At 40.6% G+C, this 23817-nt stretch carries 26 protein-coding genes, 5 tRNA genes and 1 pseudogene; 25 read left to right on the top strand and 7 right to left on the bottom strand.

The features are described 5' to 3' along the window. Positions 1–34: 34 nt before the first annotated feature. From ACQ86K_RS25525 to ACQ86K_RS25510, 4 genes are all read right to left on the bottom strand, one after another. On the bottom strand, positions 35–229 hold the full coding sequence (locus ACQ86K_RS25525) for a hypothetical protein (protein ID WP_431199026.1): 195 nt from the start codon (positions 227–229) through the stop codon (positions 35–37). Next, the gene (locus ACQ86K_RS25520; protein WP_431199025.1) at positions 213–1241 is read right to left on the bottom strand and encodes an AAA family ATPase; all 1029 of its coding nucleotides are present in this window, start codon (positions 1239–1241) and stop codon (positions 213–215) included. The genes ACQ86K_RS25525 and ACQ86K_RS25520 overlap by 17 nt, the downstream gene beginning before the upstream one ends. 87 nt (positions 1242–1328) lie before the next feature. Further along, the gene (locus ACQ86K_RS25515; RefSeq protein ID WP_091165898.1) at positions 1329–3326 is read right to left on the bottom strand and encodes a M56 family metallopeptidase; all 1998 of its coding nucleotides are present in this window, start codon (positions 3324–3326) and stop codon (positions 1329–1331) included. 5 nt (positions 3327–3331) lie between these two features. Then, positions 3332–3709, bottom strand: coding sequence for a BlaI/MecI/CopY family transcriptional regulator (locus tag ACQ86K_RS25510; protein ID WP_091165901.1), 378 nt, complete (start codon positions 3707–3709; stop codon positions 3332–3334). Between the two features lie 293 nt (positions 3710–4002). Here ACQ86K_RS25510 and murB point away from each other — a divergent pair, with 293 nt between their 5' ends. Both murB and ACQ86K_RS25500 read left to right on the top strand, forming a co-directional pair. Continuing rightward, positions 4003–5040 (top strand): UDP-N-acetylmuramate dehydrogenase, encoded by a 1038-nt coding sequence (gene murB / locus ACQ86K_RS25505; protein ID WP_256337404.1) that lies wholly within the window; start codon positions 4003–4005, stop codon positions 5038–5040. 263 nt (positions 5041–5303) lie between these two features. Then, a complete protein-coding gene (locus ACQ86K_RS25500; RefSeq protein WP_090528721.1) occupies positions 5304–5840 on the top strand; it encodes an RNA polymerase sigma factor in 537 nt (178 codons plus the stop codon). 88 nt (positions 5841–5928) lie between these two features. Here ACQ86K_RS25500 and ACQ86K_RS25495 read toward each other — a convergent pair whose 3' ends face one another. From ACQ86K_RS25495 to ACQ86K_RS25485, 3 genes are all read right to left on the bottom strand, one after another. Then, positions 5929–6273, bottom strand: a complete 345-nt coding sequence (locus ACQ86K_RS25495; RefSeq protein WP_431200933.1) for a DUF4870 domain-containing protein — start codon at positions 6271–6273, stop codon at positions 5929–5931. A gap of 91 nt (positions 6274–6364) precedes the next feature. Beyond that, a complete protein-coding gene (locus ACQ86K_RS25490; protein ID WP_091165915.1) occupies positions 6365–6535 on the bottom strand; it encodes a helix-turn-helix domain-containing protein in 171 nt (56 codons plus the stop codon). Between the two features lie 122 nt (positions 6536–6657). Continuing rightward, the gene (locus ACQ86K_RS25485; protein WP_431199024.1) at positions 6658–8103 is read right to left on the bottom strand and encodes a phytoene desaturase family protein; all 1446 of its coding nucleotides are present in this window, start codon (positions 8101–8103) and stop codon (positions 6658–6660) included. An 81-nt stretch (positions 8104–8184) separates the two neighbouring features. Between ACQ86K_RS25485 and ACQ86K_RS25480 the strand changes: the two genes are divergently transcribed. The 23 genes and pseudogenes from ACQ86K_RS25480 to rplL all read left to right on the top strand — a co-directional run bounded on the left by ACQ86K_RS25480 (position 8185) and on the right by rplL (position 23738). Beyond that, the gene (locus tag ACQ86K_RS25480; protein ID WP_256337395.1) at positions 8185–9036 is read left to right on the top strand and encodes a phytoene/squalene synthase family protein; all 852 of its coding nucleotides are present in this window, start codon (positions 8185–8187) and stop codon (positions 9034–9036) included. Continuing rightward, positions 9036–9581 carry a hypothetical protein gene (locus ACQ86K_RS25475; protein WP_431199023.1) on the top strand — a complete coding sequence of 182 codons (546 nt, stop codon included), beginning with the start codon at positions 9036–9038 and terminating at the stop codon, positions 9579–9581. The genes ACQ86K_RS25480 and ACQ86K_RS25475 overlap by 1 nt, the downstream gene beginning before the upstream one ends. Next, complete coding sequence (locus ACQ86K_RS25470; RefSeq protein ID WP_091165930.1) at positions 9578–10258, top strand: lycopene cyclase domain-containing protein; 681 nt, start codon at positions 9578–9580, stop codon at positions 10256–10258. The genes ACQ86K_RS25475 and ACQ86K_RS25470 overlap by 4 nt, the downstream gene beginning before the upstream one ends. Next, entirely contained in the window at positions 10255–10527 is a 273-nt protein-coding gene (locus tag ACQ86K_RS25465) for a cytochrome b5 domain-containing protein (protein ID WP_091165934.1), read from the top strand. Before ACQ86K_RS25470 ends, ACQ86K_RS25465 begins: the two co-directional genes overlap by 4 nt. A 585-nt stretch (positions 10528–11112) precedes the next feature. Next, positions 11113–14298 (top strand): SusC/RagA family TonB-linked outer membrane protein, encoded by a 3186-nt coding sequence (locus ACQ86K_RS25460; protein WP_091165936.1) that lies wholly within the window; start codon positions 11113–11115, stop codon positions 14296–14298. A 13-nt stretch (positions 14299–14311) separates the two neighbouring features. Continuing rightward, positions 14312–15802, top strand: a complete 1491-nt coding sequence (locus ACQ86K_RS25455) for a SusD/RagB family nutrient-binding outer membrane lipoprotein (protein WP_091165940.1) — start codon at positions 14312–14314, stop codon at positions 15800–15802. Positions 15803–15973: 171 nt separating this feature from the next. Then, the gene (locus ACQ86K_RS25450; protein ID WP_091165944.1) at positions 15974–16588 is read left to right on the top strand and encodes a hypothetical protein; all 615 of its coding nucleotides are present in this window, start codon (positions 15974–15976) and stop codon (positions 16586–16588) included. A 265-nt stretch (positions 16589–16853) separates the two neighbouring features. Further along, a complete protein-coding gene (rpsU, locus tag ACQ86K_RS25445) occupies positions 16854–17045 on the top strand; it encodes a 30S ribosomal protein S21 (RefSeq protein ID WP_090528691.1) in 192 nt (63 codons plus the stop codon). An 89-nt stretch (positions 17046–17134) separates the two neighbouring features. Beyond that, positions 17135–17653, top strand: coding sequence for a site-specific integrase (locus ACQ86K_RS25440; protein WP_431199022.1), 519 nt, complete (start codon positions 17135–17137; stop codon positions 17651–17653). An 8-nt stretch (positions 17654–17661) separates the two neighbouring features. Further along, positions 17662–18045, top strand: a complete 384-nt coding sequence (locus ACQ86K_RS25435) for a tyrosine-type recombinase/integrase (RefSeq protein WP_431200932.1) — start codon at positions 17662–17664, stop codon at positions 18043–18045. A 12-nt stretch (positions 18046–18057) separates the two neighbouring features. Beyond that, the gene (hpf, locus tag ACQ86K_RS25430; protein WP_091166593.1) at positions 18058–18405 is read left to right on the top strand and encodes a ribosome hibernation-promoting factor, HPF/YfiA family; all 348 of its coding nucleotides are present in this window, start codon (positions 18058–18060) and stop codon (positions 18403–18405) included. A 241-nt stretch (positions 18406–18646) separates the two neighbouring features. Further along, positions 18647–18719 (top strand) — tRNA-Thr (locus tag ACQ86K_RS25425). A gap of 64 nt (positions 18720–18783) precedes the next feature. Then, positions 18784–18864, top strand: a tRNA-Tyr gene (locus ACQ86K_RS25420). A 145-nt stretch (positions 18865–19009) separates the two neighbouring features. Beyond that, positions 19010–19082: transfer RNA gene (locus ACQ86K_RS25415), tRNA-Gly, on the top strand. Positions 19083–19178: 96 nt separating this feature from the next. After that, positions 19179–19250 (top strand) — tRNA-Thr (locus tag ACQ86K_RS25410). A 58-nt stretch (positions 19251–19308) separates the two neighbouring features. Next, positions 19309–20496, top strand: a complete 1188-nt coding sequence (gene tuf, locus ACQ86K_RS25405; protein ID WP_091166595.1) for an elongation factor Tu — start codon at positions 19309–19311, stop codon at positions 20494–20496. 83 nt (positions 20497–20579) lie between these two features. Further along, positions 20580–20650, top strand: a tRNA-Trp gene (locus ACQ86K_RS25400). An 18-nt stretch (positions 20651–20668) separates the two neighbouring features. After that, positions 20669–20863, top strand: coding sequence for a preprotein translocase subunit SecE (gene secE / locus ACQ86K_RS25395; protein WP_090529653.1), 195 nt, complete (start codon positions 20669–20671; stop codon positions 20861–20863). Positions 20864–20880: 17 nt separating this feature from the next. After that, a pseudogene (gene nusG, locus ACQ86K_RS25390) lies at positions 20881–21422 on the top strand (transcription termination/antitermination protein NusG). 179 nt (positions 21423–21601) lie between these two features. Then, positions 21602–22042, top strand: coding sequence for a 50S ribosomal protein L11 (gene rplK, locus ACQ86K_RS25385; RefSeq protein WP_090528676.1), 441 nt, complete (start codon positions 21602–21604; stop codon positions 22040–22042). A gap of 28 nt (positions 22043–22070) precedes the next feature. Then, entirely contained in the window at positions 22071–22769 is a 699-nt protein-coding gene (gene rplA / locus ACQ86K_RS25380) for a 50S ribosomal protein L1 (RefSeq protein ID WP_090528673.1), read from the top strand. 2 nt (positions 22770–22771) lie between these two features. Continuing rightward, a complete protein-coding gene (gene rplJ, locus ACQ86K_RS25375; protein ID WP_090528670.1) occupies positions 22772–23290 on the top strand; it encodes a 50S ribosomal protein L10 in 519 nt (172 codons plus the stop codon). A gap of 64 nt (positions 23291–23354) precedes the next feature. Beyond that, on the top strand, positions 23355–23738 hold the full coding sequence (gene rplL, locus ACQ86K_RS25370; RefSeq protein ID WP_022833154.1) for a 50S ribosomal protein L7/L12: 384 nt from the start codon (positions 23355–23357) through the stop codon (positions 23736–23738). The last annotated feature ends 79 nt before the right edge of the window (positions 23739–23817 follow it).

Genomic DNA, 23817 nt, shown 5'->3' with positions numbered 1-23817 from the left:
CAGTAAGTAAGGGAGCTTGCTCAGTAGCCCCCCTTTAGGGGGCGGGGGGCATTTGCTCAATGCTTAACATCGAGTTTCCCATCCCCATCTCGGCCAGTGTTGCCAATATTTGTTTCTCAATATCCGGGATAGCTTTTTTGCGGTTGACTGATAACTGTGTCGCCAGCTTTTCAAGTTCGGCTTTATCGGCGGCAATTTGTTTTTGCAGCTTTTCAATGGCTTCTGTCACCAAAAAGGGCTTGCTGCACTTTGTCTGATAATTCTTCCTGAATCTGCAATAGCTCGGCGATGGTATTTACCCGATGCTTTTTTTGCAGATTGTAGATCATGCTTAACCGGTTGTTCACCTCTTCGGCACGGGCTTCATCAATAAAAGTATGCTGTTCAATGGCATCAATTTCAGCAGCAATATCTTTCAATTCTATGATAATGCTATTGATGCGCTGGTGCAATTCAGCCACAGCCGGGTTGTATTTTTCTATAGAACCCAAAGCCTGTCCGGCTTCTTTTAGCTGAGTCAACGCTGCAGCTTCGCCATCCTGTAAAAGATAGTTGGCGCCTAAAAGGTTGCGCTTAATTTCTTCGGCATTGTTGAGGGTGTTTAGTTCCAGCTCCAAATGTTCCTGCTCATCGGCAACCAAAGCACCTTTTTCAAGTTCATCAAACTGAAACTGGAAATAATCAAGATCGGCTTTGCCTTTATCATTTTCGGCTATGAGCTGGTTCAGCTTGCTTAACGACTTTTTATATGCTTTGAATTTGGTTTGATAATCAAACAGCAGATCCGAATGACGGGCGACGGAGTCAACCACTAACAGTTGAAAATCCGGATCATTGATCTCCAGCGTAGCATGCTGGGAATGGATGTCAATCAGCTTTTCGCCCAGTTGCTTCAATGCTGTGAGGTTAACCGGCGTATCGTTTACAAAAGCACGGGATTTACCATCGGCCGAAATTTCACGGCGCAATACCGTTTCGGTTTCATAATCCAGATCGTTATCCTCAAAAAAATCGGCTAAATGAAAGCCACTGATTTTGAAAGTGCCCTCAATAACGCATTTTTTTTGCTGGTTAAAAAAGTACTTGCTTTCGGCCCGTTGTCCTAAAATAAGTGAAAGGGCACCCAATATGATCGATTTACCTGCACCGGTTTCGCCGGTTAATATGTTCAGGCCGCTATCAAAACCTATCTCCAGGTTATCGATAAGCGCGTAATTATTAATGGTTAGCTTTTGAAGCATAAAAAAAGTGTCCTCATTTTATTGAGGACACTAAATTACAAATTAAGGTTCTTTAAAAAAGATTTTTAATGCTAATTGCTAATTTATTTAGTCAGCTGTGTCTGGTTTGATATCTTCTTTATCGTCGGTGTCAAACTTGTAATCAAAGTCTTTATCCATTTTATCGCGGTAAAGTTTCATTTTTTGTTTAAACGCCGGGCTTTTCATATAGTCCCGCAGTTTTTTGCTGGCTTCTTTAAGCCGTTGTTGTGCCGCTCTAATTTCAGGGCTATCCTGGAAGCCGCGCATTTGCCGGCCAATGTCCCTCATATCCTCCTGTAGTTTTTTCATGTCGGGATTGTTGTAGGCCATCCTGATGCTATCGCCCATGGCCTGCATACGGTTTCTTTTGGCAATAAATTCCGGCGAGTCATAGCGGCTGCGGATTTTTTGGCCCAGGTTTTTCAATTGCTCTGTTTGCGCCTTCACATCGGCCGGGATCTTGCTTTGCAGTTCGTCCTGGTATTTTTTGTAGTTAGGGTCTCTATCGTCGTTATAACCACGATACCCACGATCATGCGGGATGCCATATTTTTTCTCCAGCTCTTCGTTCATTTTTTTAAACTCAGGACTGCTGTAATAAGCACCAATCTTGCGGCCTATCTCACCCATCTGTTCGCTGGTTTTTTTAGATTCGGACGTTTCGCCATATTCCTTTTGAAAATCTTCGCCCATTTTTTGCATTTCCAGCTTCATTTTTTCCATGCCTTCAGTATTATAATAGGCCTGCAGGGCTTTGCTTTTAGCTTCAAGCATTTCCTGTTGCTTTTTGAAATCATTGCTGTTGTAGTATTTACCAATCAGCTCGCCTTGTTTGTTTACTTCGGCGCTGAGTTTTTCAAGCTCAGCATCGTTAAAACCGTCGTAGTTAAAAGAATCATGGCGTTGTTTGGCTTTAACTATTTCGGCCTGGGTTTTCTTTTTATAGGTTACAGGTTTTTTAGTTTTAGGAGCCACCTTGCGTATGGTATCTTCCACAAATAGAGCATGTAAGGCGGCAGGCGCAGCAACTTTTTTAACTGAGAGCTTGCCATCTTTTATGGTGGGGTTTAGCCAGGCAATGCTGCTAACGCCGGCAGCCATTATGGCAATGGCCACAAGCAGGTGGCGGATATTGCCTATAGGTTTCTTTGTTTTCATGATGCGTTCAATTCTGTTTAATAAATGATATTTTTTGCCATTAGCAGCCAGGGCCAGCTGTAAATGCTGCTGCCTGGTTTGCTCAAGCTTCAAAAGCGCGTGTGCATAGATCAAGGGTTGCTGTGTTGTTTGCACAACAAGGTCATCGCAGCTGTTTTCGCGCTCCTGATTAATGATTCGATTAATTAATTGGGCAAAGGGATTAAAGAATAACAGTATGGAAATAAATTGCTGCATCAGGTTCAGCAGGTAATCATTACGTTTAATGTGCGATAGCTCGTGCAGTAAAATGGCTTCAACCTCGGTAGCCGATAAGTATGTAGTAAGGGTTATCGGCACCAAAATAATGGGGCTTAAAAAGCCTATCATACAAGGGGCATCAACCATACGGCTAAAGTTTACCCACACATTTTTAGTAATGCCCAGCTTTTGGCAAAGCTCATCGGCAAAGTCCTGTAGCCTGTCGGCGGGTACCATGGTACGTTTTATCAGGCTGATCCTTTGCCAGCTTAAGCTAACTTTAAGCAGGTTAAATACCAAACCAGCAAAGTAAAGGGCTGATATATAAGGCAGATAGCCTTTTATAACGTATTCGTAATAATTGTTTTGCGGTTTGAATGCTACTTCATGCAGCGGAAGGTAGAAACGTGGTAATAAAGATGGTGCATTGGCGGATGTAAAATTGATCCACTCGTGCAACCTGAACTGATGGATAAACGTGTATATAAACCAGGCGCTTATGGCAAGGATGGCGCCCATGGCCAAATTGTGCTTTTTAATGGCCGATAACTGCGGCCTGCAAATAAACACTAACCTTAAGGCAAACCATACTAACAAACCCTGCCATAACGATTGCAGAATAGTTACGCCCAACACCTGGCTTATATTATAGAATAAATTTTCCATCACGTTTATTTTTTATCCTGATCAAATTGATTCAAAAAATTTTTAATAGCGTCAATCTCGTCTTTTGATGCGCGGTGCTGGCCAAGCGCCTGGATCACCAAATCGGAAGTGGAGCCCTTAAATACAGTAGACAAGATTTTATCCAGAGCGTTGCTTTGGGCCTGCTCCATTGTGAATAAAGCCTTGTAAACATGGGTTTTTGAAGTGGTGTCGCGCTCAACCATTCCCTTATCATGCATAATTTGCATGAGTTTTAAGGTGGTGGTGTAGCCGGCATCCTTGTTTTTAGCAAGCTCCTCGTGAACTTCACGTACGGTGCACTGGCCCTTTTTCCAGATCACCTGTAAAATTTCAAGTTCGCTTTCTGTTGGTTTAATTTCCATCTGTCTCTCTATTACGAATTTCTTCGTACAAATATCTACGATAGATTTCGTATTTACAAATGGTTTTGAAATTATTTAACAAATTTTAACGGTAGGGTGGGTAGTGAGTGGTTGATTGGGTGAGTGAGGAAGAGGTTTGTCTGTTCAGAAAAAATCCGAAATCGAACATCCGAAACGGCGTAGCCCTCTTGAACACCGTTGAAAGAACAATTAAATTGTGAAAAATCCAAAATCAAACAATCAGCATCTTTTAACTATTTTTGCGCTGGAAACTCCGAAATCGAACATCCGAAATCCGACATCAAATACCCATGCTGCAAATACAAGAAAACGTATCCCTCAAAAATTTTAACACCTTCGGTATTGATACCAGCGCCCGTTATTTTGTAGAGATAGCCCATGAAACCGAACTAACAGAACTGTTTGCCGACCCGCAGTGGCAGCAAACAGAGCGACTAATACTCGGTGGCGGCAGCAATATGCTTATGGTTGATGATTTTGACGGACTGGTTGTGCGCATGAACATCCGCGGTATTGAGCACCGGATTAGTCATGACGATGTTTATGTAGAAGCAGGTGGTGGCGAGGTATGGAATGACCTGGTTAATTATTGCGTTGCGCATGAATATGCTGGTGTCGAAAATCTGAGCCTGATCCCGGGTTCGGTAGGGGCATCGCCTATACAAAATATAGGTGCCTATGGCGTGGAGCTTAAAGATGTATTTCACAGTTGCCGCGCTTTTGAAATAGCGACAGGAACATTCAGAAATTTCAGCAAAGAGGATTGTAAATTTGGTTACCGCGAAAGCATTTTTAAAGCTGAACTGAAAGAACAGTATATTATAGTATCGGTAAAGTTCCACTTATCGCTGGTGGCAAGCATTAACACCAGGTATGGGGCCATTGAGCAAGAATTACAAAACAGGGGTATCTCAAACCCTACTATTAAAGATGTATCGCAGGTGGTGGCGCATATCCGGGTATCCAAACTCCCCGATCCGTCAACTATAGGAAACGCGGGCAGCTTCTTTAAAAACCCGGTGATCAGTGCCGAAGAATTTGCTGTGGTGCAAGCTAAATTTCCTGATGTGGTAAATTATCCTGCTGCTGATGGCGGCGTAAAACTGGCTGCCGGATGGCTTATTGAACAATGTGGATGGAAAGGAAAAACCGTGGGGCACACAGGAACATGGAAGAACCAAGCCCTGGTTTTGGTGAACCACGGAGGCGCTACGGGGCAGGAAGTGTATAACTTTTCGTCGCAAATCATAGACAGTGTGTACACTAAATTTGGCGTTACACTACAACGTGAGGTTAATATTATTAGTTAAATAAGTTTATTTAAAGTGAATTTTCATTTTTAATAAAATTTCTTCTCAATAACATTCCTGTTACAAATGTTCCCTGAATAAGTTTGATTTTCTGCTGTAAAAATTCATAACGTTCTGTTTTTCAGTATTGTATTTGTAATCAATGTGTGAATATTACACAATGGGTAAGTTTCAATACTGATGTTTAAATGTGGACTTTTTACTACACACTTTGGCTTAATGGCATCATGCTTGTCTAATTGTTAACACAAAACTTTAACAAAATGACAAAGATTGAGTTTAACACCCTTGTACTACGTCAGGCGACTTCTTTAAGATCATACGCTTTACATTTCACGCACGACGCAGACGATGCTAACGACCTTGTCCAGGATACAATGTTGAAGGCCATAACTTACTACAACAAGTTTAAGGAAGGCACCAATTTAAAAGGATGGTTATATACCATCATGAAAAACACATTCATCAACAACTATCGCCGTTTTGTTAAAATGAGCACTTTCGTTACCAAGAGTGATGAAATATCATCGCCCAACCTGGTATTTAGTTCAACCAAAAATCAGGGCGAAGCCAAATTTGTTATGGATGATATTAAAAAAGCTTTAGACAGGCTACCCGAAGATTATTATGTACCCTTCACCATGTACTTTGAAGGTCATAAATACCATGAAATTGCCGATCACCTGGATATCCCGATCGGTACGGTAAAAACCCGTATACACGTAGCACGCAAACTGCTCAAGAAAAACCTAAAGGCATATGATAACGGCATCGCCAAACCCGTTTACGCAGAGAATTAATATTTAATTAAACTCCATCATATATATAGAAGAAACCCGCTCATGAGGCGGGTTTCTTGTTTCAATCCAGGTTATTAACCGGGCTGTGTTATCTTAAAAAAGGTACAGCCGGCTGATAAAATATTTGCCGGGTATTATATACCAATACGCTGTTGAAAACGATATAAATAAAGTTTGTAGCATAAAACAACGGCATACTCAATAATATAAGTTCGCCCACGCCAAGGTTCAATATAGATGAGGGAATATGAAAAAATTCGTGGTTAAAAAGAACAATAGCTGTTAAAACGATAGCTAAACACCATGATATTTGAAAATTGATAAGCCGTTTACAAGGTTTATCTATATCCTTTATTTTTTTCTGTTGGATAACCACAAGGCCAGTGGCAATGCTATTCCCAACATAGGGAATATAATGAAGCTTAAGGCTGATAAATTGAATTGTAGTAAGAAGTTTCTGCTATCATGATTCAAAATTCCTGCCGGTTCGAAAGGCAATTCTGTTAAATCTTCAGGAGTAATATTTAGTGCGGTTGCCAGTCTTTTAAGTGTATCGCCCCTTGCGTCTGTTCATCGTTTTCTATTCGTTGCACGGTTCTTAAACTTAGTTGGGCTTGTTCAGCCAATTCTTCCTGGCTTAATCCTTTACGGTTGCGCAATTCCTTAATCTTTTTTCCGGGGTTATAGGTTTTCATATTGATATATTTTGCTGAACAAAAGTATAACTGCCTAAAGATATTAATTGCCGACTTGTTTACGTCATGTTTACGACATTGCTGTTATTGCTAATACGCCAACTTCTTCATTGCCTCCTTCGCTACCACCTGCCCTGAGATAATTGCCGGCGGCACACCTGGCCCGGGCACAGTAAGCTGGCCAGTATACAACAGGTTGTTGATATGTTTTGCCTGCATGGCGGGTTTAAAAAAGCAGTTTGGGCAAGTGTATTTGCCAACCCGTAAGCGTTGCCTTTAAAGGAATGATAATCGACTTTGAAATCATTTAGCGCATAGCTCCGTTTCACCACGATCGAATCCCTTATGTCATGCCCGGTAATCTGAGCAAACCTATCCATCATCAGGGTGAAATATTTTTCGCGGATGGTTTCGTCATCATTTAAGCCCGGCGCTATCGGCATCAGGAAAAACAGGTTCTCGCCGCCCTCGGGGGCAACCGTGCTATCCGTTTTTGAACTACAGCAAACATAAAACAACGGACTGGAGGGCCATTGGGGCGCAGTATAGATCTCCTTGGCATGCAATTCAAAGTCTTCGTCGAAGAATAGGTTATGGTGCTGTATGTTCGGCACTTTTTTATTAGTGCCGATATAGAACAATAAGCTCGATGGCGACATCGTACGGCTATTCCAGTATTTAGTAGTGTAGTTACGATAGGGTTTTTCAATTAAATGCTGGTCAACATGTTGATAATCTGCCCCTGCAATTACCATATCGGCGGTGAATAGGCCGTTATTGGTTTGGATTTTATCAACCTGTTTATCCTGTATATTGATTTTTGTAACCTCTGTATTGAGCTTGATCTCAACCCCCAGTTCGATGGCCATGCTTACCATAGCTTTTACTATTTCGTTCATGCCACCCATAGGGTACCAGGTGCCCAGGGCAAGGTCCGCATAGTTCATCATGCTATACATGGCTGGGGTATTTTGCGGGGTGGCTCCTAAAAATAACACGGGGAACTCCAGTAGTTTAATTAATTGGGGGTTTTTAAAATATTTGCGTACATGGCTGCTCATACTGGTAAGCAGCTGCATGCTGAAGCTTTTTTTGATAAGGTTAAAGTCGATAAATTCGGTGATGGAATGGGAGGGGCGGAAAACGTACTCACCCATGCCTACTTTATATTTATATGCCGCCTGGTTTAAAAAATCCCGTAATGCTTTACTACTGCCAGGTTCGGCTTGTTCAAACAGGGCTTCAAGCTCAACCATATCCGCTGGAACATCAAATATTTCATTTTTGCTGTAATAAACACGGTAGCCGGGATCAAGCCTTTTTAGCCGGTAATAATCGGAAGTTTTTTTGCCGAACAGTGCAAAAAAGTTTTCAAATACGTCGGGCATCCAGTACCAGCTTGGCCCCATATCAAACCTGAAACCATCCTGCTCCCAGGCCCTGGCACGGCCGCCGGGCTGGTCATTTTTTTCCAGTATGGTAACTTTAAATCCTTCTTTAGCTAAAACACAGGCTGCTGATAAACCAGCAAATCCCGAACCAATAACAATAATATGTTTGCTGTTCATGTTTAATGTGAAGCCCAAGATAAGAAAAATGTTTTAGGCCTATAAAAAACAATACCGCTTTGAATTTGTACTTTTGAAAAAATGACCACGCGAGTGCCGATGATGAACCTGTACGATGAAACTTGTTTTGAATGCAGTAAACTTATAACAAAAAAATATAGCACTTCCTTTAGTCTGGGCATTAGAACTTTCGATAAAAGTTTTCGTTATCCTATTTATGCCATTTACGGCTTTGTACGTTACGCTGATGAAATTGTAGATACCTTTCATGGGTACGACCAGCAGCAACTGATCAACAGTTTTGAGGAAGAGACCTTTAAGGCGATTGAAGAAAGGATCAGCACTAATCCTGTGATTCATTCTTTTCAACAGGTAGTTAACCAGTTTGAGATCGATCATGAATTGATCAGGGCTTTTCTGCGATCAATGGAAATGGACCTGCATAATAAAGCCTATGATGAGGATAGCTACCAAACTTATATCTATGGTTCGGCAGAGGTTATCGGCATGATGTGCCTGCGTGTTTTTACCAATGATGATATTCAGTATCAGGCCCTTGTACCGAAGGCCCGAAGCTTGGGGGCAGCTTTCCAAAAGATCAATTTTTTAAGGGATGTTAAGGCAGATTATACAGAACGTGGGCGCTCATACTTTCCCGGGGTCGATTTCAATAATTTTACCGAGCATGATAAGCTTGCCATTGAGGCGGAAATTAAACACGATTTTGATGAAGCCTTTGAGGGGATAAAATGCCTGCCTGCCGGTACCAGGCTTGGGGTTTATATTGCCTATATTTACTACCTGCAGTTGTTTAAAAAAATAAGTTACACACCTGCCAATGTAATACTACAAAAACGCATCAGGGTTTCTGATTTGTGTAAAATGAGTTTGTACATCAAAGCTGTTCTGCAGCAAAAGTTAAATGTTATTTAATGTTCAGGAAGATCTTTTTTATAGCCAGCATATTGGCATTGGTATTTGGGTTGAAAACGGCTGAAGCCGAAGAACCCAATCTGAAAGTACTGCGCAAGCAAATGCTTATTGCTATTGATAAAAGCAAAACCACCGATTCGTTGTTTAATAACCTTAATGGTATCAAAGAAAAGAGTGGTATAGTCAATGGTTTTATAGGCGGCCTGTTTGCCTTAAAAGCCAAACATGCCTGGAACCCATATTTAAAATTGAAATATCTTAACAGATCGGAAAAGGTATTTAGGCAGGCATTAATTGAAGATCCGCATAATATCGAGATCAGGTTCATGCGCTTTTCTGTTGAACACAATGTGCCTTCTATTTTAGGCTTTAATAAAGACCTTGCTGCGGATACTGAGGATATCATAGCCCAACTGGGTAAAAAGAATTATGGCTCGGCCGATAAGGAATTGACAATCCAGATTATCAAATTCCTGCTTCATTCCAAAAGATGTACTCCTGCCCAAAGCCAGGCACTCAATAAACACTTAACCGAACTTACGTGAGATACACCTATTTACTGATCAACCTGCTAACGGTATTTTTTCCCGTTGTGCTTTCATTTGATAAAAGGGTGCAGTTTTACAAAACCTGGAAATTTATATGGCCCGGCATGGCCATTACCGGTTTGTTTTTTTTGTTTTGGGACGTGCTTTTTACCATAAGAGGTGTTTGGTCGTTCAATCCGGCATACATCATAGGCGTTAAGTTTTTTGGTTTGCCCTTAGAGGAAATGCTATTCTTTTTAACGGTACCGTTTGCCTGTATATTCATTTACGCCTGCCTTAATCACTATGTTAAGTGGCTGATGCCTTTCAGGCTTACCGGCATTATAAGCAGTATGGTAATATTGCTGAGCATCCTGATGCTGATATTATATCACGACCGGCTTTATACCGAGATTACGTTTGGCTTATTGCTACTGCTTGTGGTGCTGATTCAATACGTTTTTAAGGCCGATTGGGTTAATCGTTATTACCTTGCTTACATTGTGGCGCTTTTGCCTTTTTATATAGTAAACGGCATATTAACGTCTGTACCAATAGTGTTGTACAATAACGCCGAAAACCTGGGAAAGCGGGTTGGCACCATCCCATTTGAGGATCATTTTTACCTGATGGCTTTACTGCTCATGAACATTGGTTTTTTTGAATATTTTAAACGACAAAAGTTAAGCCAATGAGTGAGTTGCCAATATACAACAAATCACAACTGGCCTTACGCAATGGGCAGGATAAGCCCCGGATCTGGGTAGCCTATAAAGGTGATATTTATGATGTAACTGAAAGCCGCTTATGGCGAAACGGAAAACATTATGAGCACTGGGCCGGACAGGATTTGACAGATGAACTTGCCGACGCACCACATACCGAAACCGTATTTGAGAGATTTGTAAAGGTCGGTCGACTCATCACCCCCGCCCTCTCTATTGGGGAAGAAGAGAAGGATTGATATGCTTTTTAAACAAAATACTCCCAAAACATTTTTAAATAGTTTCTGAAATGTGGCGCCCCCTCTTCTTTCTGTCATCCCCGCGTCATTTAAAGCCCGGATTGGTAGGGAATATTATGCGATAAATCATGTAAATTTATTGTTACGTGGCAGTTTCTCGCCGAAGAGTATGAAAAAATTAAGGTTTTTCCTTCCTGTCATACCTTTTTCAACAGGCTATGCATGGTACAATTTATAGTTGTAAAAAGGGAGTTTAAGGACCGGCAAGTTGTAGTTTTTCTGTTGGATTTCTCGTGACAGTTAATTTTATTGTGTTGTGATTTACAAGAGCTTATAAAACAAATTAGGAAAATGCCTCGCGCATTTTCCTAATTTATAATTAACAATATTAACTGACTTATTACCGGCCGGATCTAACGGCCATATGGTATTAACGATAGCAAAGGTAATTTCTTGTTGATTATTTCCTAAAACCTTCATTGAAGTTAAAAAAATTCATGTAAAAGAAATATTACATTCATTATTTGTTTTATTTTGTCATTGGCTATTAAGTTTGCTTCCTTAACTATTAGCTAAATTTTTTCTATGAAAAAACGACTACTACTAATTTTGTGCAGTTTCGTATTTGCTGTAACACAGCTTTTTGCGCAAAATCACACTGTTACCGGTACGGTAACAGCCAAGGAGGACGGCCTTCCTCTGCCGGGTGTATCGGTGAAGATAAAAGGGACAACTACCGGTACCCAAACCACCATCGACGGTAAATTTTCACTCAGCGTTCCAAACAACGCGGTTCTATCATTCAGCTTTATTGGTTATGCTACACAGGATGTACCTGTAGGCGCTTCAGCAAACCTAAAAGTGGTTTTAGAAGCATCAGCCCGCGGCCTTAACGAGGTAATCGTAACCGCGTTAGGTATCACTAGGCAACAGAAATCATTGGGTTATGCCGCGCAACAGGTTAAAGGTGATGACCTTACGGTTACCAAGCAATCTGACCTTAACACCGCACTTGCCGGTAAAATAGCCGGTGTACAAGTTTTAGGTGGTTCTGGTGCAAAATTTGGTGTATCAACTATCCGTATCCGTGGTATCAACTCATTATCTGGAGGTAACCCAATTTATGTAGTAAACGGTGTTATTACTGATCCGAACGCAGTGAACAATGATGATATCGAATCAGTTTCGGTATTGAAGGGCCCTGCTGCTACGGCACTTTATGGTCAGCGCGCATCTGAAGGCGCAGTTGTTATCACATTAAAAAAAGGCGCAAACAAAGGCGTTGGTGTTTCAATCAATCAATCAACCACTTTCGAAAAAGTTTATCAGCTACCTGACTATCAAAACGAATATGGTGGCGGTACAAGTGTAAAATGGGATACTTATCAGTATGACCCTGCTAATGGCTCTCCTGCTTCATACGCAAAATTTAACGGCGTAAAAATTTATGATTATGGTGTTGACGAAAGCTGGGGCCCTAAAATGGATGGTACACTTTACGCGCCATGGTATTTCTGGGATCCAACCAATCCAGATTTTGGTAAATTGAAACCATTTGTACCGCAACCTAATAACGTACGTGATTTTTACCGTACGGGTGTTACTTTCAATACCAACGCAGCTTTCTCAAAAGCAGGCGATGACTATAACCTGAGGGTTTCATACACTAACATAGATCGTACGGGTATCACTCCAAACAGCGATCAGAAACGTAATAACGTAAGCGTAAATGGGGAGCTGAAGCTTACTAAAAAATTAACTGCAAGCGCTAACGTTAACTTTTCGCAAATTAATTCATTCAACATTCCTTCAGAAGATTATGGTAAACAAACCATAGGTTCATTTAGCCAGTGGTTTCACAGGGATGTTGAAATTGATAAACTTAAAAATTATAGAAGGGCCGATGGTACATTTACATCATGGAACATTTCCGGCCCTGACGATTTAACTCCGCACTACTGGGATAACCCGTACACTGAGGTTTACGAGAATACTTCAAAATCAAACAGCAACCGCGTTTACGGTAACTTAACTTTAAGCTATCAGTTTACTAAAGACATTTCTGCATCATTCATAGCAAGGCAGGATTTATTGACCCGCGATGCGAGTGCACAAGTAGGTTCAGGTACAATAAACCCTGATTCATACACTCAAAATCAATACACCTACAAAGAAAATAACTATGTCGGTAACGTAAGCTATAGCCATAACTTTAAAGACCTTTCTGTAAAGGCAGGTGTTTATGCAGAATCACGTCAGGATCGTTACACTTACTTATCAGGTGCAACAGTAGGCGGTTTAGCAATTCCTGATTTGTATACTTTAAGCAACTCTGCAAATGCGGCAACCTCATTTAGCTACAATGCGCTTTCAAGGGTAAACAGCTATTACGGTTATACCTCATTTGGCTATAAAGATTTCTTATACCTTGATTTCAATGCCCGTAACGATAGGTCTTCAACCTTGCCGGTTAACCACAACTCATACTGGTATGGCGGTTTATCAGGTTCATTCGTATTTACCGAGCTGATGCCTAAAAACGACATCTTAACATTTGGTAAATTGAGGTTATCCGCAGCTAAATTAGGTTCTGACGCGCCTATTTACTCAACATACCCAACTTATAACCTAAGCACTACTCCGCATGGAAATGATGCTGTGCAAACAGTACCCAATACTTTGCCAAATGCAAATTTAACTCCAAGCCTTTCAACATCATATGAAATTGGTACCGAATTGCATTTCATCAAAGACAGGGTTAAGTTTGACTTTAACTACTACACGCGTACTACTAAAGATCAGATCTTATCATTGCCTGTTAATGGTACAACCGGTTATTCAACAGTTGTTATCAATGCAGGTTCTATCCGTAATAACGGTATCGAGATCAGCCTTGGAGGTACACCAATTAAATCGAAAGATTTTACATGGAATGCTGATTTCAACGTTTCATTTAACCGCAACAAAATTGTTTCGCTTTACCCGGGTGTAACTAACGTAAAAGTAACTCCCGACGGTCTTGCCGGTTATGGCCCAGGTGGCGTTCAGTCTGCCGGCGCTCAAAGCTTTGGCTTTGTTGGTTCACCAAGCTTTGGTATCAACGGTTATCTTAATCAGTCTTATGGTCAGATCATTGGATCTGGTTTTGCACGAGATGGCAAAGGAAATATCATAATTGGTGCTGATGGCCTTCCGGTAAGGCAGGACAACGTTAACCTTGGTAGCATGTTACCAAGCTATACAGGTGGTTTTACCAACTCGTTTAACTACAAAAACGTGGTACTTGCTTTTTCTCTTGACTTCCAAAAAGGCGGTAAATTTGTATCAGTTACCCAGCAAAACCTCAATGGTTCGGGCTTAGGTATCGAAACCATAGGTAACAACGCAAAAGGTAACCCGGTACGTAACCCGGTAGCTGAAGGTGGTGGTACCTTGGTAGCAGGTGTACATGCTGATGGTACTCCGAACACTACTTATGTAGAAACCCGTACTTTATACGAGCAATCATACAGCCAGATTTGGGAAAAATGGACTTATGACGCATCTTACGTTAAATTAAGAGAGGTGAGCATTGGTTATTCGTTCCCTAAAAAGATGTTAGGCAGGTTACCATTCCAAACTGCGTACTTTGGTATCACAACCCAAAACCCATGGATGATCTATTCAAAAGTTAAAGGTGTTGACCCATCACAATTGCAGACTTCATTTTATGAAGGTGGCCAATTGCCAAACACAAGAAACTTAGGTTTCAACATTAAGGTAACATTCTAACAAGTTCTTCATTATGAAAAAATCATATATCAGTAAATATATAATCGGGGCTGGTATGTTTATACTTGCCTCATGTAAAGTGGGCGGCGATTTAAACGTTAACCCAAACCAGTCGCCAAATGCGCAAACAGGTTATCTGTTAACCAGTGCGCTGCAATACTTAGGTGGTGTAAACGGCGCCGGTGCAACAACTAATATCAACGCATTCACCGGCGAGTTATACTCTCAGTACCTTGCTGAAACATTTTATACCAACGAATCGCAGTTTTCGTTAAAACAATATGACTACCAGGGTTATTACACTGGTCCACTTGAGGACTTGAAGACACTGATCCAGTTTAATACGGATCCAGCTAAGAAAAGCCTGCAGTCGACTATTAAATTTGGTTCAAATGCTAACCAGATTGCAGCCGCGCGCATATTAAGGGCATTTATTTACCTAACCATTACTGATAGGTGGGGTGATATTCCTTACTCTCAGGCTTTAAATGGCGTATCTGGCTTAACTCCGGCATTTGATGCGCAAAAAGATGTTTATGCGGCTTTAATGAAGGAACTTGACGAAGCGCAGGCACAATTTGACGGCGGTGCAGCTTTAAGCAATGATATTTTATTTGGTGGAGATGCTACTAAGTGGAAACATTGGGCTAACTCGTTACATGCGGTTATGGCATTGAGGTTATCAAAAGCTGATCCTGCAACCGGTAAAACTGAATATGCAAAAGCAGTAGCAGGCGGTTTAATGACTTCAAACGATGACAACGCCGTATACGATTATTTGGCTATCCAAACTAACGAAAACCCATATTACACCAATTACAGAAGCCGCTACGACTACGCCGTAAGCAGTCTTGTTGTTAATACTTTAAGTGATCTTAAAGACCCAAGGTTGCCGGTTTATGCTGCGCAAACAGCATCGAAAACTTACGTAGGTTTACCTTATGGTACTTTTGGCGATGCTTTGGGTAACTATAATAAAGGAACACGTAGTAAACCAGGTAACGTATCATTGATTGGTTTAGCCGTTTCCGGCCAGGCTTCACCAACAGTCTGGACATCATACGCACAAATTATGTTTACCCAGGCCGAAGCTGCTCACCTTAACTGGATTGCTGGTGGTGACGGCGCTGCTGCCGATTTCTATAACAAAGGTATAGCTGCATCATTGGAGCAAAACGGTGTTAGCTCGGCAGATGAAAGCGCTTATCTTGCGCAGGCATCAGTTAAATTTTCTGCAGCAACTGCTATGAACCAGATCATGACCCAGAAATGGATTGCAGGTTTCTTAGGTAACGGTTGGGAGTCATGGGCAGAATATCGCCGTACAGGCTTGCCTAAATTACTTGATCCGGTTCCTGGTTCATTAAGCCCGGATCAAAAGATCCCGCGCAGGCAACAATATCCGCAAACCGAGAACGACCTTAATAAAGCTAATTACAACGCTGTAATAGCCCGTCAAGGTCCTGATGCATTAAATACAAGGGTATATTGGGATAAACAATAATTATTGCTTATAGATTATGATAACAACAAAGGCTGCCATTGGCGGCCTTTGTTGTTTATAGTAATTATTATAAGTGTGTAATCCTCCAAAATGGAATAAAACAGATTTAGTACTATTTAACATATACTATTCATTAAACCGGCTATCTTAGTTTAAACTGATAAGCCTATCATGAACATTAAACCGATCTTGTTTTTGTTTATTCTTTTTTTATTTCTCGATCGGGTTGCTGGTCAAGAAAAACATCAAGCGGAAATTATCGTGGGGAAGCCTGCCGGGAGAAGCAGTGATTTATATCTAAAGCGATCCTTTATAATACATAATCAAATAGGTACTCGCACAGATACAAATTATGCGAACGCGAAATTGATCCGCACGGGATGGGATGATGGGATATTTAAAACAAATACGGGCTTTTACCGGCATGATCTTGTAAGTAGGGTTCCTGCAGGATTTGCAGCGCTTTCGGAAACTGACAGGAGGATGTTTATAATAACTATTAATCAAGATTCCGTTAGGCAAATGAAAGATACCGTATGCTATAGCGATGGTAAGTTACACAGATGTCTTTATGCGGTAATGCCGGTAACTTTGAGCAATCAATCTCCTGATACATTAAATTATATCAATATGTCATGCTCGTGGCTTGATGTTTTTAAAACAGATGCCGGAAACGTAAAATTTTTACTCACGCCCCTGATGGAGGAATGCTGGAAAAATAACCCTGCTGTTTATACGGTTGCGCCTCATCAACAAAGGTATTTCATATACCTACGGCTTTTTTAACGGATACGGGCAAAGGCGGATTGTTCGAATCAAAAGTTTTTAAGATAGGAATGTGTTTATACAAATATATTGAGGGTTCGCAGCTCCCTGTTGATATACGTGGGTTAACGCTTTGGCAGGAAACAGATAATATTATTTGGAGCAATGAGATTGCCGTGAGATAGTTAGCTGGTTTTAAATCAAAAAATAATTCCCGCTCTCTATTTGATATTCAAAACATTGTGGTTATCTTTGCCCTCCCTTGAAAGGAGGTATTTTAGGAATTATGATCATTATTAACGTAAAAGACGGCGAATCATTGGACAAAGCATTGAAACGCTTCAAAAAGAAATTCGAAAAAACAGGTGTTTTAAGAGAACTACGCAGTCGTCAGGCTTTCGAAAAAAAATCTGTAACCCGTCGTCATGTTGTTAAACATGCTATCTACAAACAGACTTTAAACCAGGAAACTGTTTAATTTTTTTGTTGAAAAGAATTAAATAATTTCTTGACACTATATTAAAACTATTTGTACATTCATAATCCCGGATGTATAAATAGTTTTTTATGTTTTTAGAGCGTTTTATCCAGTACATCAAGTACGAAAAGCGGTATTCAGTGCATACTGTTTCCGCATATCAGTCTGATCTGGATCAGTTTATGCGCTTTTTAAATAATCCCGGCGGTGCCGATCCCGCGCCCGAGCCGGTTATTAACCATCCATCGCAGGTAAGCTACCATGACATCCGTAACTGGATGGTTGAGCTTATTGATCAAAAACTTACCGGCCGTTCGGTTAACCGTAAAATGGCCACGCTACGCAAATACTTCAAATTTTTATTGCAGGAAGGTATTGTTGAAACCAACCCGGTATCCAGGGTGCGGTCGCAAAAAGTTGCTAAAACGTTGCCCGTAGTGGTTGAAGATACGCGCCTCACAAAAATGTTAGATAGGGATGACATTTTTACAAATGATTTTCCGGGCCTGCGTGATAAGCTTGTTATTGAGCTGTTGTTTGGCACCGGCATGCGGCTTGCCGAACTGTTAGGTATTAAGCAACAGGATATTAGCTTTGAGGGGGAGTAGTAAAGGTACTGGGTAAGCGTAACAAAGAGCGCATTATCCCTATTAATAATGAGCTGAAGGCCCTGCTGCCCGAATATATGGAGGTAAAGAAAAATCAAAATTTTGATAACAATTCCTTCACATTAATCGTTACAAATAAAGGAGCCGATGCTTATCCGAAATTGATTTATTTAATAGTGCAAAAATACCTATCTAACATATCAACCCAAAATAAAAGGAGCCCACATGTGCTCAGGCACACCTTTGCAACCACAATGCTAAATAACGGGGCCGATTTAAATTCAATTAAAGAGCTTTTGGGGCACGCTAACCTGAGCGCAACCCAAATTTACACGCACAATTCAGTTGAAAGACTAAAATCTATTTATAAACTCGCCCATCCAAAGGCTTAAAAAGGAGGAAACATGAAAATTACAGTGCAGTCAATTCATTTCACCGCAGACAAGAAACTTTTAGATTTTATTCAGAAAAAAGCTGATAAGCTTGATACGTTTTATGACCATATTATTAGCGGTGAAGTTTACTTAAAGCTTGAGAATGTGGAAGATGAATGTAATAAGATAACGGAGATCAAATTATTGCTACCCGGAAATCAAATATTTGCAAAAGAGAAGTGTAAGAGTTTTGAGGAAGCTACCGACTTGGCGGTTGAAAGCCTGAGGAAGCAAATTGAAAAGCATAAACAAAAGAAAGCCCTTGCTGATGCTACAGCAAAAAAAGCTGTTTTAACGGCAGTTGAGGAGGGTTTTTAATATTATAAAAAGGCTTGTTTTAAGCCTAAATCGGCAGGTTTTTAGCCTGCCGATTTTTTTTGATAAAAAATTTTGACGTGGCGTTATTTTTTGTAGATTTGCAGTCCCTTTCGGGGAGGTATTTAACGCCTCGAAAAAAAGTTAAAATAGTTCTTTAAAATATCAAAAAGCTTATTACTTTTGCGCTCCGTTATCGAAAGCCACTTTAGGTTTAGGTAATAGAAAGGCAAGATAAATATAAGCCTCCTTAGCTCAGCTGGTAGAGCAACTGACTTGTAATCAGTAGGTCATTGGTTCGATCCCGATAGGAGGCTCAGTTTTTTTCGGATTGAGGTATTTAGCTTCAATTTTGGATATCGCAAATCCGGAAATAACTACCGGGGGATACCAGAGCGGTCAAATGGGACGGACTGTAAATCCGTTGCTTCGGCTACGAAGGTTCGAATCCTTCTCCCCCACTTATTAAAGTAAGCAGTTTGTAGTTCGCAGTTAGCAGTTTTGTTAACCGAACTATAAACTGCTAACTTGATTAAAAGGGTTTGAGGAATGGGTGTCATGAGCGGTTAAGCTGCTAATTGATTACTGCAAACCTAAAACTGAATAAGCGGAAGTAGCTCAGTTGGTAGAGCGATAGCCTTCCAAGCTATAGGTCGCGAGTTCGAACCTCGTCTTCCGCTCGGTTGGTTCATTAGTCGGTTAGTTCACTTGTTCATTAGTGGCGGCTGCAAAGACCAATGAACTGATAAACGAGTGAACCAATGAACAAAAAATTAGCCGACGTAGCTCAGGGGTAGAGCACTTCCTTGGTAAGGAAGAGGTCATGGGTTCAAATCCCATTGTTGGCTCAGTGTTATAAAACATACATTAAAGTTAAAATTAACCTACAAAAATAATTTATAGATCATGGCAAAAGAAAAGTTTGACCGCAGTAAGCCGCACTTAAACATCGGTACAATCGGTCACGTTGACCACGGTAAAACAACCCTTACCGCAGCTATCACTAAAGTTTTGGCTGATGCAGGTTTATCAGAAGCTCGTTCATTTGATTCAATTGACTCGGCTCCTGAAGAAAAAGAACGTGGTATTACCATCAACACTGCCCACGTTGAATATTCAACAGCTAACCGTCACTATGCACACGTTGACTGTCCAGGTCACGCGGATTATGTGAAAAACATGGTTACTGGTGCTGCGCAAATGGACGGTGCAATCATCGTAGTTGCTGCAACTGATGGTCCGATGCCACAAACTCGTGAGCACATCCTGTTAGCTCGTCAGGTAGGTGTACCTGCACTTGTTGTTTTCATGAACAAAGTTGACATGGTTGATGATCCGGAATTATTAGAGTTAGTAGAAATGGAAGTTCGTGAATTATTATCATTCTACGAATTCCCAGGCGATGATATCCCAGTTATCCAGGGTTCTGCATTAGGTGGTCTTAACGGCGATCCTACCTGGGTTGGTAAAATCATGGAGTTGATGGATGCTGTAGATAGCTACATCCCAATCCCTCCACGTTTAACAGATCTTCCTTTCTTAATGCCTGTTGAAGACGTATTCTCAATCACTGGTCGTGGTACTGTTGCTACTGGTCGTATTGAGCGTGGTGTAATCAACTCAGGTGAGCAAGTTGACATCCTTGGTATGGGTGCTGAAAACTTGAAATCAACTGTAACTGGTGTTGAGATGTTCCGCAAAATCCTTGATCGTGGCGAAGCTGGTGACAACGTAGGTTTATTGTTACGTGGTATTGAGAAAACTGATATCCGTCGTGGTATGGTTATCTGCAAACCAGGTTCAGTAACTCCTCACACCGACTTCAAAGCAGAAGTTTACGTATTATCAAAAGCAGAAGGTGGCCGTCACACTCCATTCTTCAACAAATACCGTCCGCAATTCTATTTCCGTACCACTGACGTTACTGGTGAGATTTCATTAGAGCCAGGTGTAGAAATGGTTATGCCAGGTGATAACGTTACCATCACTGTAAAACTGATCAACGCTATCGCAATGGAAAAAGGCTTACGTTTCGCTATCCGTGAAGGTGGTCGTACCGTAGGTGCTGGTCAGGTAACTGAAATCTTGAAATAATAATATTTCAATAAAAAGGTTAATTTGAAAACATAAGTTTAGCCTTCAACGGCAAACTTATGTTTTCTTATTATAAATAACACACGGGAATAGTTCAACGGTAGAATAGAGGTCTCCAAAACCTTTGATCAGGGTTCGAATCCTTGTTCCCGTGCTTAAGCACAATATAAAAATGGCAGGCGTAGCTGAATATATTAAAGAGTCATACATCGAGTTAACCGAAAAGGTTACCTGGCCTACATGGCGCGAGCTTCAAAGCAGCGCTGTTTTGGTATTGGTTGCCGCTATAATTATTGCGCTGGTTATCTTAGGTATGGACCAGATCATTAATTATTTGCTTAAACTGTTTTACACATCACTAACATAATATCAGGGGAGACGGAGATGAGTGATCAATTGAAATGGTATGTAGTTAGGGCTATTAGTGGTAAGGAAAAGAAAGTTAAACAATACATAGATGCCGAAATTAGCCGTTTGGGCATTAGTCATTTGGTACCACAGGTATTAATACCTACGGAGAAGTATTACCAGATGCGTGATGGAAAGAAGATCGCGAAAGAGCGTAACTACTTTCCGGGCTATGTGCTTATGGAAGCTGTTTTAGATGGCGAAACTGAACACATCATTAAAAATATAAACAGTGTTATAGGTTTTCTGGGCGATAAAGCCGGAAATGCTATACCGCTTCGCCAGTCAGAAGTTAACCGTATTTTAGGTAAGGTTGACGAGATGAGCGCACAGGGCGAAACCATGAATGTACCTTATTATGTTGGTGAGGCCGTTAAAGTTATGGACGGGCCTTTCAACGGTTTCAGCGGGGTTATTGAAGAGGTTAACGAAGAAAAAAGAAACTGAAAGTAATGGTAAAGATATTCGGGCGCCGTACGCCGCTTGAATTGAATTACATGCAGGTAGAGAAAGAATAGTTTTCAAATAATTTCGGATGTCGGATTTTCGATTTCGAAATTATTGAATTTAAAATATAAGATGAAAGAAGCGGGAGTTAAATCCGAAATGGAAATTCCCAAATCCGAAATCGACACAATCTTAAATGTTACTTAGCTTCCACTTACTAACATTGAGTTTATAATTAAAGTAAATTAAAATGGCAAAAGAGATCGGTGCAATGGTTAAGCTGCAAGTTAAAGGCGGCGCCGCAAACCCATCACCACCAATTGGCCCTGCATTGGGTGCAAAAGGTGTGAACATCATGGAGTTTTGCAAACAATTTAATGCACGCACCCAGGACAAAGCTGGAAAAGTATTGCCTGTTTTGATTACTGTGTATGTTGACAAATCATTCGAATTTATCATCAAAACCCCTCCCGTTGCTATCCAGTTATTGGAAGCTACCGGTTTAAAGAGTGGTTCTGCTGAGCCTAACCGTAAAAAAGTTGCCAGTGTTAACTGGGAACAGGTTGAGACTATAGCAAAAGATAAAATGGTTGACTTGAACGCGTTCACAGTTGAATCGGCCATGAAAATGGTGGCAGGTACTGCCCGCAGCATGGGAATTACCGTATCAGGTACAGCTCCCTGGAATTAATTAATTTATACAAATCAGTTTAAAGACAGTGGCAAGATTAACAAAAAATCAAAAAGTGGCACTCTCCAAAATTGAGGCAAACAAATCGTACACATTACAGGATGCATCTGCATTGGTAAAGGAATTAACCCTTACTAAATTTGATTCATCAGTTGATATAGACGTTCGTTTAGGTGTTGACCCACGTAAAGCCAATCAAATGGTACGTGGTATTGCAACATTACCTCATGGAACCGGTAAAACTGTACGTGTATTAGTTCTTTGTACTCCTGATAAGGAACAAGAAGCTAAAGACGCAGGTGCAGATTACGTAGGTTTGGATGATTATATTGCCAAGATTGAAGGCGGATGGACTGATGTTGATATTATCATTACTATGCCAAGTGTTATGGCGAAGGTAGGTCGTTTAGGTCGTATTTTAGGCCCGCGTAACCTTATGCCAAACCCTAAATCAGGTACAGTTACCCCAGAAGTTGGTAAAGCTGTAACTGAGGTAAAAGGTGGTAAAATCGATTTCAAGGTTGACAAAACCGGTATTATCCACACTTCAATAGGAAAAGCATCTTTCTCTGCAGATAAAATTTATGAGAATGCATTAGAAGTATTGCAAACAATCTCTAAATTAAAACCTTCTGCAGCAAAAGGAACATATTTCAAGAGCATTCATATCTCTTCAACTATGTCGCCTGGAATTACAGTTGAAACTAAATCAGTAGCGGGGATCTAATCATGAATAAAGAAGAAAAATACGACCTTGTTGTAGCCCTAACTGAGCAAATCAAAGAGTATGGTAATTTTTATATCACTGATACCTCTGATTTAACTGTAGCCAAGATCAACAACATCCGCCGTAAATGTTTCGAAAACGACATTACGATGCAGGTAACCAAAAATAGCTTGATCAAAAAAGCTATGGAAGCTGCAGGCGGTGATTTCAGCCCTATATATGATGTATTAAAAGGTTCATCATCAATTCTTTTCTCAAAGTCAGCAACTGCTCCGGCAAAGTTGATCAAACAATTAAGGAAAACAGGTGAAAAACCAATTTTAAAAGCAGCTTATATTGATTCGGCAGTATTTATAGGTGATAACCAGTTAGATACTTTAACCAAACTGAAATCAAAAGAACAACTGATCGGCGAGATAGTTGGCTTACTACAATCACCTGCCAAAAACGTACTTTCTGCACTACAATCAGGCGGAACTACAATTGCAGGCCTTGTAAAAACATTACAAGAAAGAGGTTAACGAACGCCTCACAAGAGTTCGACAATAACAAACAAAAAGCATTAAAAGTAAAAATTTAAATAAAATGGCGGATTTAAAAGCGTTTGCTGAACAGTTGGTAAACTTAACAGTAAAAGAAGTAAACGAATTAGCTCAAATATTAAAAGATGAGTATGGTATTGAGCCTGCTGCTGCTGCTGTAGCAGTTGCTGCTCCTGCTGCTGACGGTGGCGATGCTGCTCCAGCTGCTGCTGAGCAAACTGCATTTGACGTTATCCTGAAAGAAGCAGGTGGCGCTAAATTAGCAGTTGTTAAATTAGTAAAAGACTTAACTGGCCTTGGTTTGAAAGAAGCTAAAGATCTTGTTGACGGTGCACCAAAAGAACTTAAAACTGGTGTAACTAAAGAAGAAGCTGAATCTTTGAAAAAACAATTAGAAGAAGCCGGAGCAGTAGTTGAGGTTAAGTAATTTAACCTACTGAAATATAGCATCAAGACTCCGACCATAAACGGTCGGGGTCTATTGCTGTTTATAAAGGTTTTGAATT

It is taken from the genome of Mucilaginibacter sp. P19, assembly GCF_050632265.1.
Taxonomy (GTDB): Bacteria; Bacteroidota; Bacteroidia; order Sphingobacteriales; family Sphingobacteriaceae; genus Mucilaginibacter; species Mucilaginibacter gossypii.
The sequence above is the reverse complement of the archived record's forward strand: the minus strand, read 5'-3'. Positions and strand labels throughout refer to the sequence as shown.

Excerpts from the sequence above, each read along its gene's own strand:
- ACQ86K_RS25515 (WP_091165898.1), bottom strand. The coding sequence starts at position 3,326 with ATGGAAAATTTATTCTATAATATAAGCCAGGTGTTGGGCGTAACTATT.
- ACQ86K_RS25520 (WP_431199025.1), bottom strand. The coding sequence starts at position 1,241 with ATGCTTCAAAAGCTAACCATTAATAATTACGCGCTTATCGATAACCTG.
- ACQ86K_RS25440 (WP_431199022.1), top strand. The coding sequence starts at position 17,135 with ATGTTTTTAGAGCGTTTTATCCAGTACATCAAGTACGAAAAGCGGTAT.
- ACQ86K_RS25450 (WP_091165944.1), top strand. The coding sequence starts at position 15,974 with ATGAACATTAAACCGATCTTGTTTTTGTTTATTCTTTTTTTATTTCTC.
- rplJ (WP_090528670.1), top strand. The coding sequence starts at position 22,772 with ATGAATAAAGAAGAAAAATACGACCTTGTTGTAGCCCTAACTGAGCAA.
- ACQ86K_RS25485 (WP_431199024.1), bottom strand. The coding sequence starts at position 8,103 with ATGAACAGCAAACATATTATTGTTATTGGTTCGGGATTTGCTGGTTTA.
- ACQ86K_RS25480 (WP_256337395.1), top strand. The coding sequence starts at position 8,185 with ATGACCACGCGAGTGCCGATGATGAACCTGTACGATGAAACTTGTTTT.
- ACQ86K_RS25455 (WP_091165940.1), top strand. The coding sequence starts at position 14,312 with ATGAAAAAATCATATATCAGTAAATATATAATCGGGGCTGGTATGTTT.
- ACQ86K_RS25510 (WP_091165901.1), bottom strand. The coding sequence starts at position 3,709 with ATGGAAATTAAACCAACAGAAAGCGAACTTGAAATTTTACAGGTGATC.
- hpf (WP_091166593.1), top strand. The coding sequence starts at position 18,058 with ATGAAAATTACAGTGCAGTCAATTCATTTCACCGCAGACAAGAAACTT.
- rplL (WP_022833154.1), top strand. The coding sequence starts at position 23,355 with ATGGCGGATTTAAAAGCGTTTGCTGAACAGTTGGTAAACTTAACAGTA.
- ACQ86K_RS25465 (WP_091165934.1), top strand. The coding sequence starts at position 10,255 with ATGAGTGAGTTGCCAATATACAACAAATCACAACTGGCCTTACGCAAT.
- ACQ86K_RS25460 (WP_091165936.1), top strand. The coding sequence starts at position 11,113 with ATGAAAAAACGACTACTACTAATTTTGTGCAGTTTCGTATTTGCTGTA.
- ACQ86K_RS25475 (WP_431199023.1), top strand. The coding sequence starts at position 9,036 with ATGTTCAGGAAGATCTTTTTTATAGCCAGCATATTGGCATTGGTATTT.
- ACQ86K_RS25500 (WP_090528721.1), top strand. The coding sequence starts at position 5,304 with ATGACAAAGATTGAGTTTAACACCCTTGTACTACGTCAGGCGACTTCT.
- tuf (WP_091166595.1), top strand. The coding sequence starts at position 19,309 with ATGGCAAAAGAAAAGTTTGACCGCAGTAAGCCGCACTTAAACATCGGT.
- secE (WP_090529653.1), top strand. The coding sequence starts at position 20,669 with ATGGCAGGCGTAGCTGAATATATTAAAGAGTCATACATCGAGTTAACC.
- rplK (WP_090528676.1), top strand. The coding sequence starts at position 21,602 with ATGGCAAAAGAGATCGGTGCAATGGTTAAGCTGCAAGTTAAAGGCGGC.
- rpsU (WP_090528691.1), top strand. The coding sequence starts at position 16,854 with ATGATCATTATTAACGTAAAAGACGGCGAATCATTGGACAAAGCATTG.
- ACQ86K_RS25490 (WP_091165915.1), bottom strand. The coding sequence starts at position 6,535 with ATGAAAACCTATAACCCCGGAAAAAAGATTAAGGAATTGCGCAACCGT.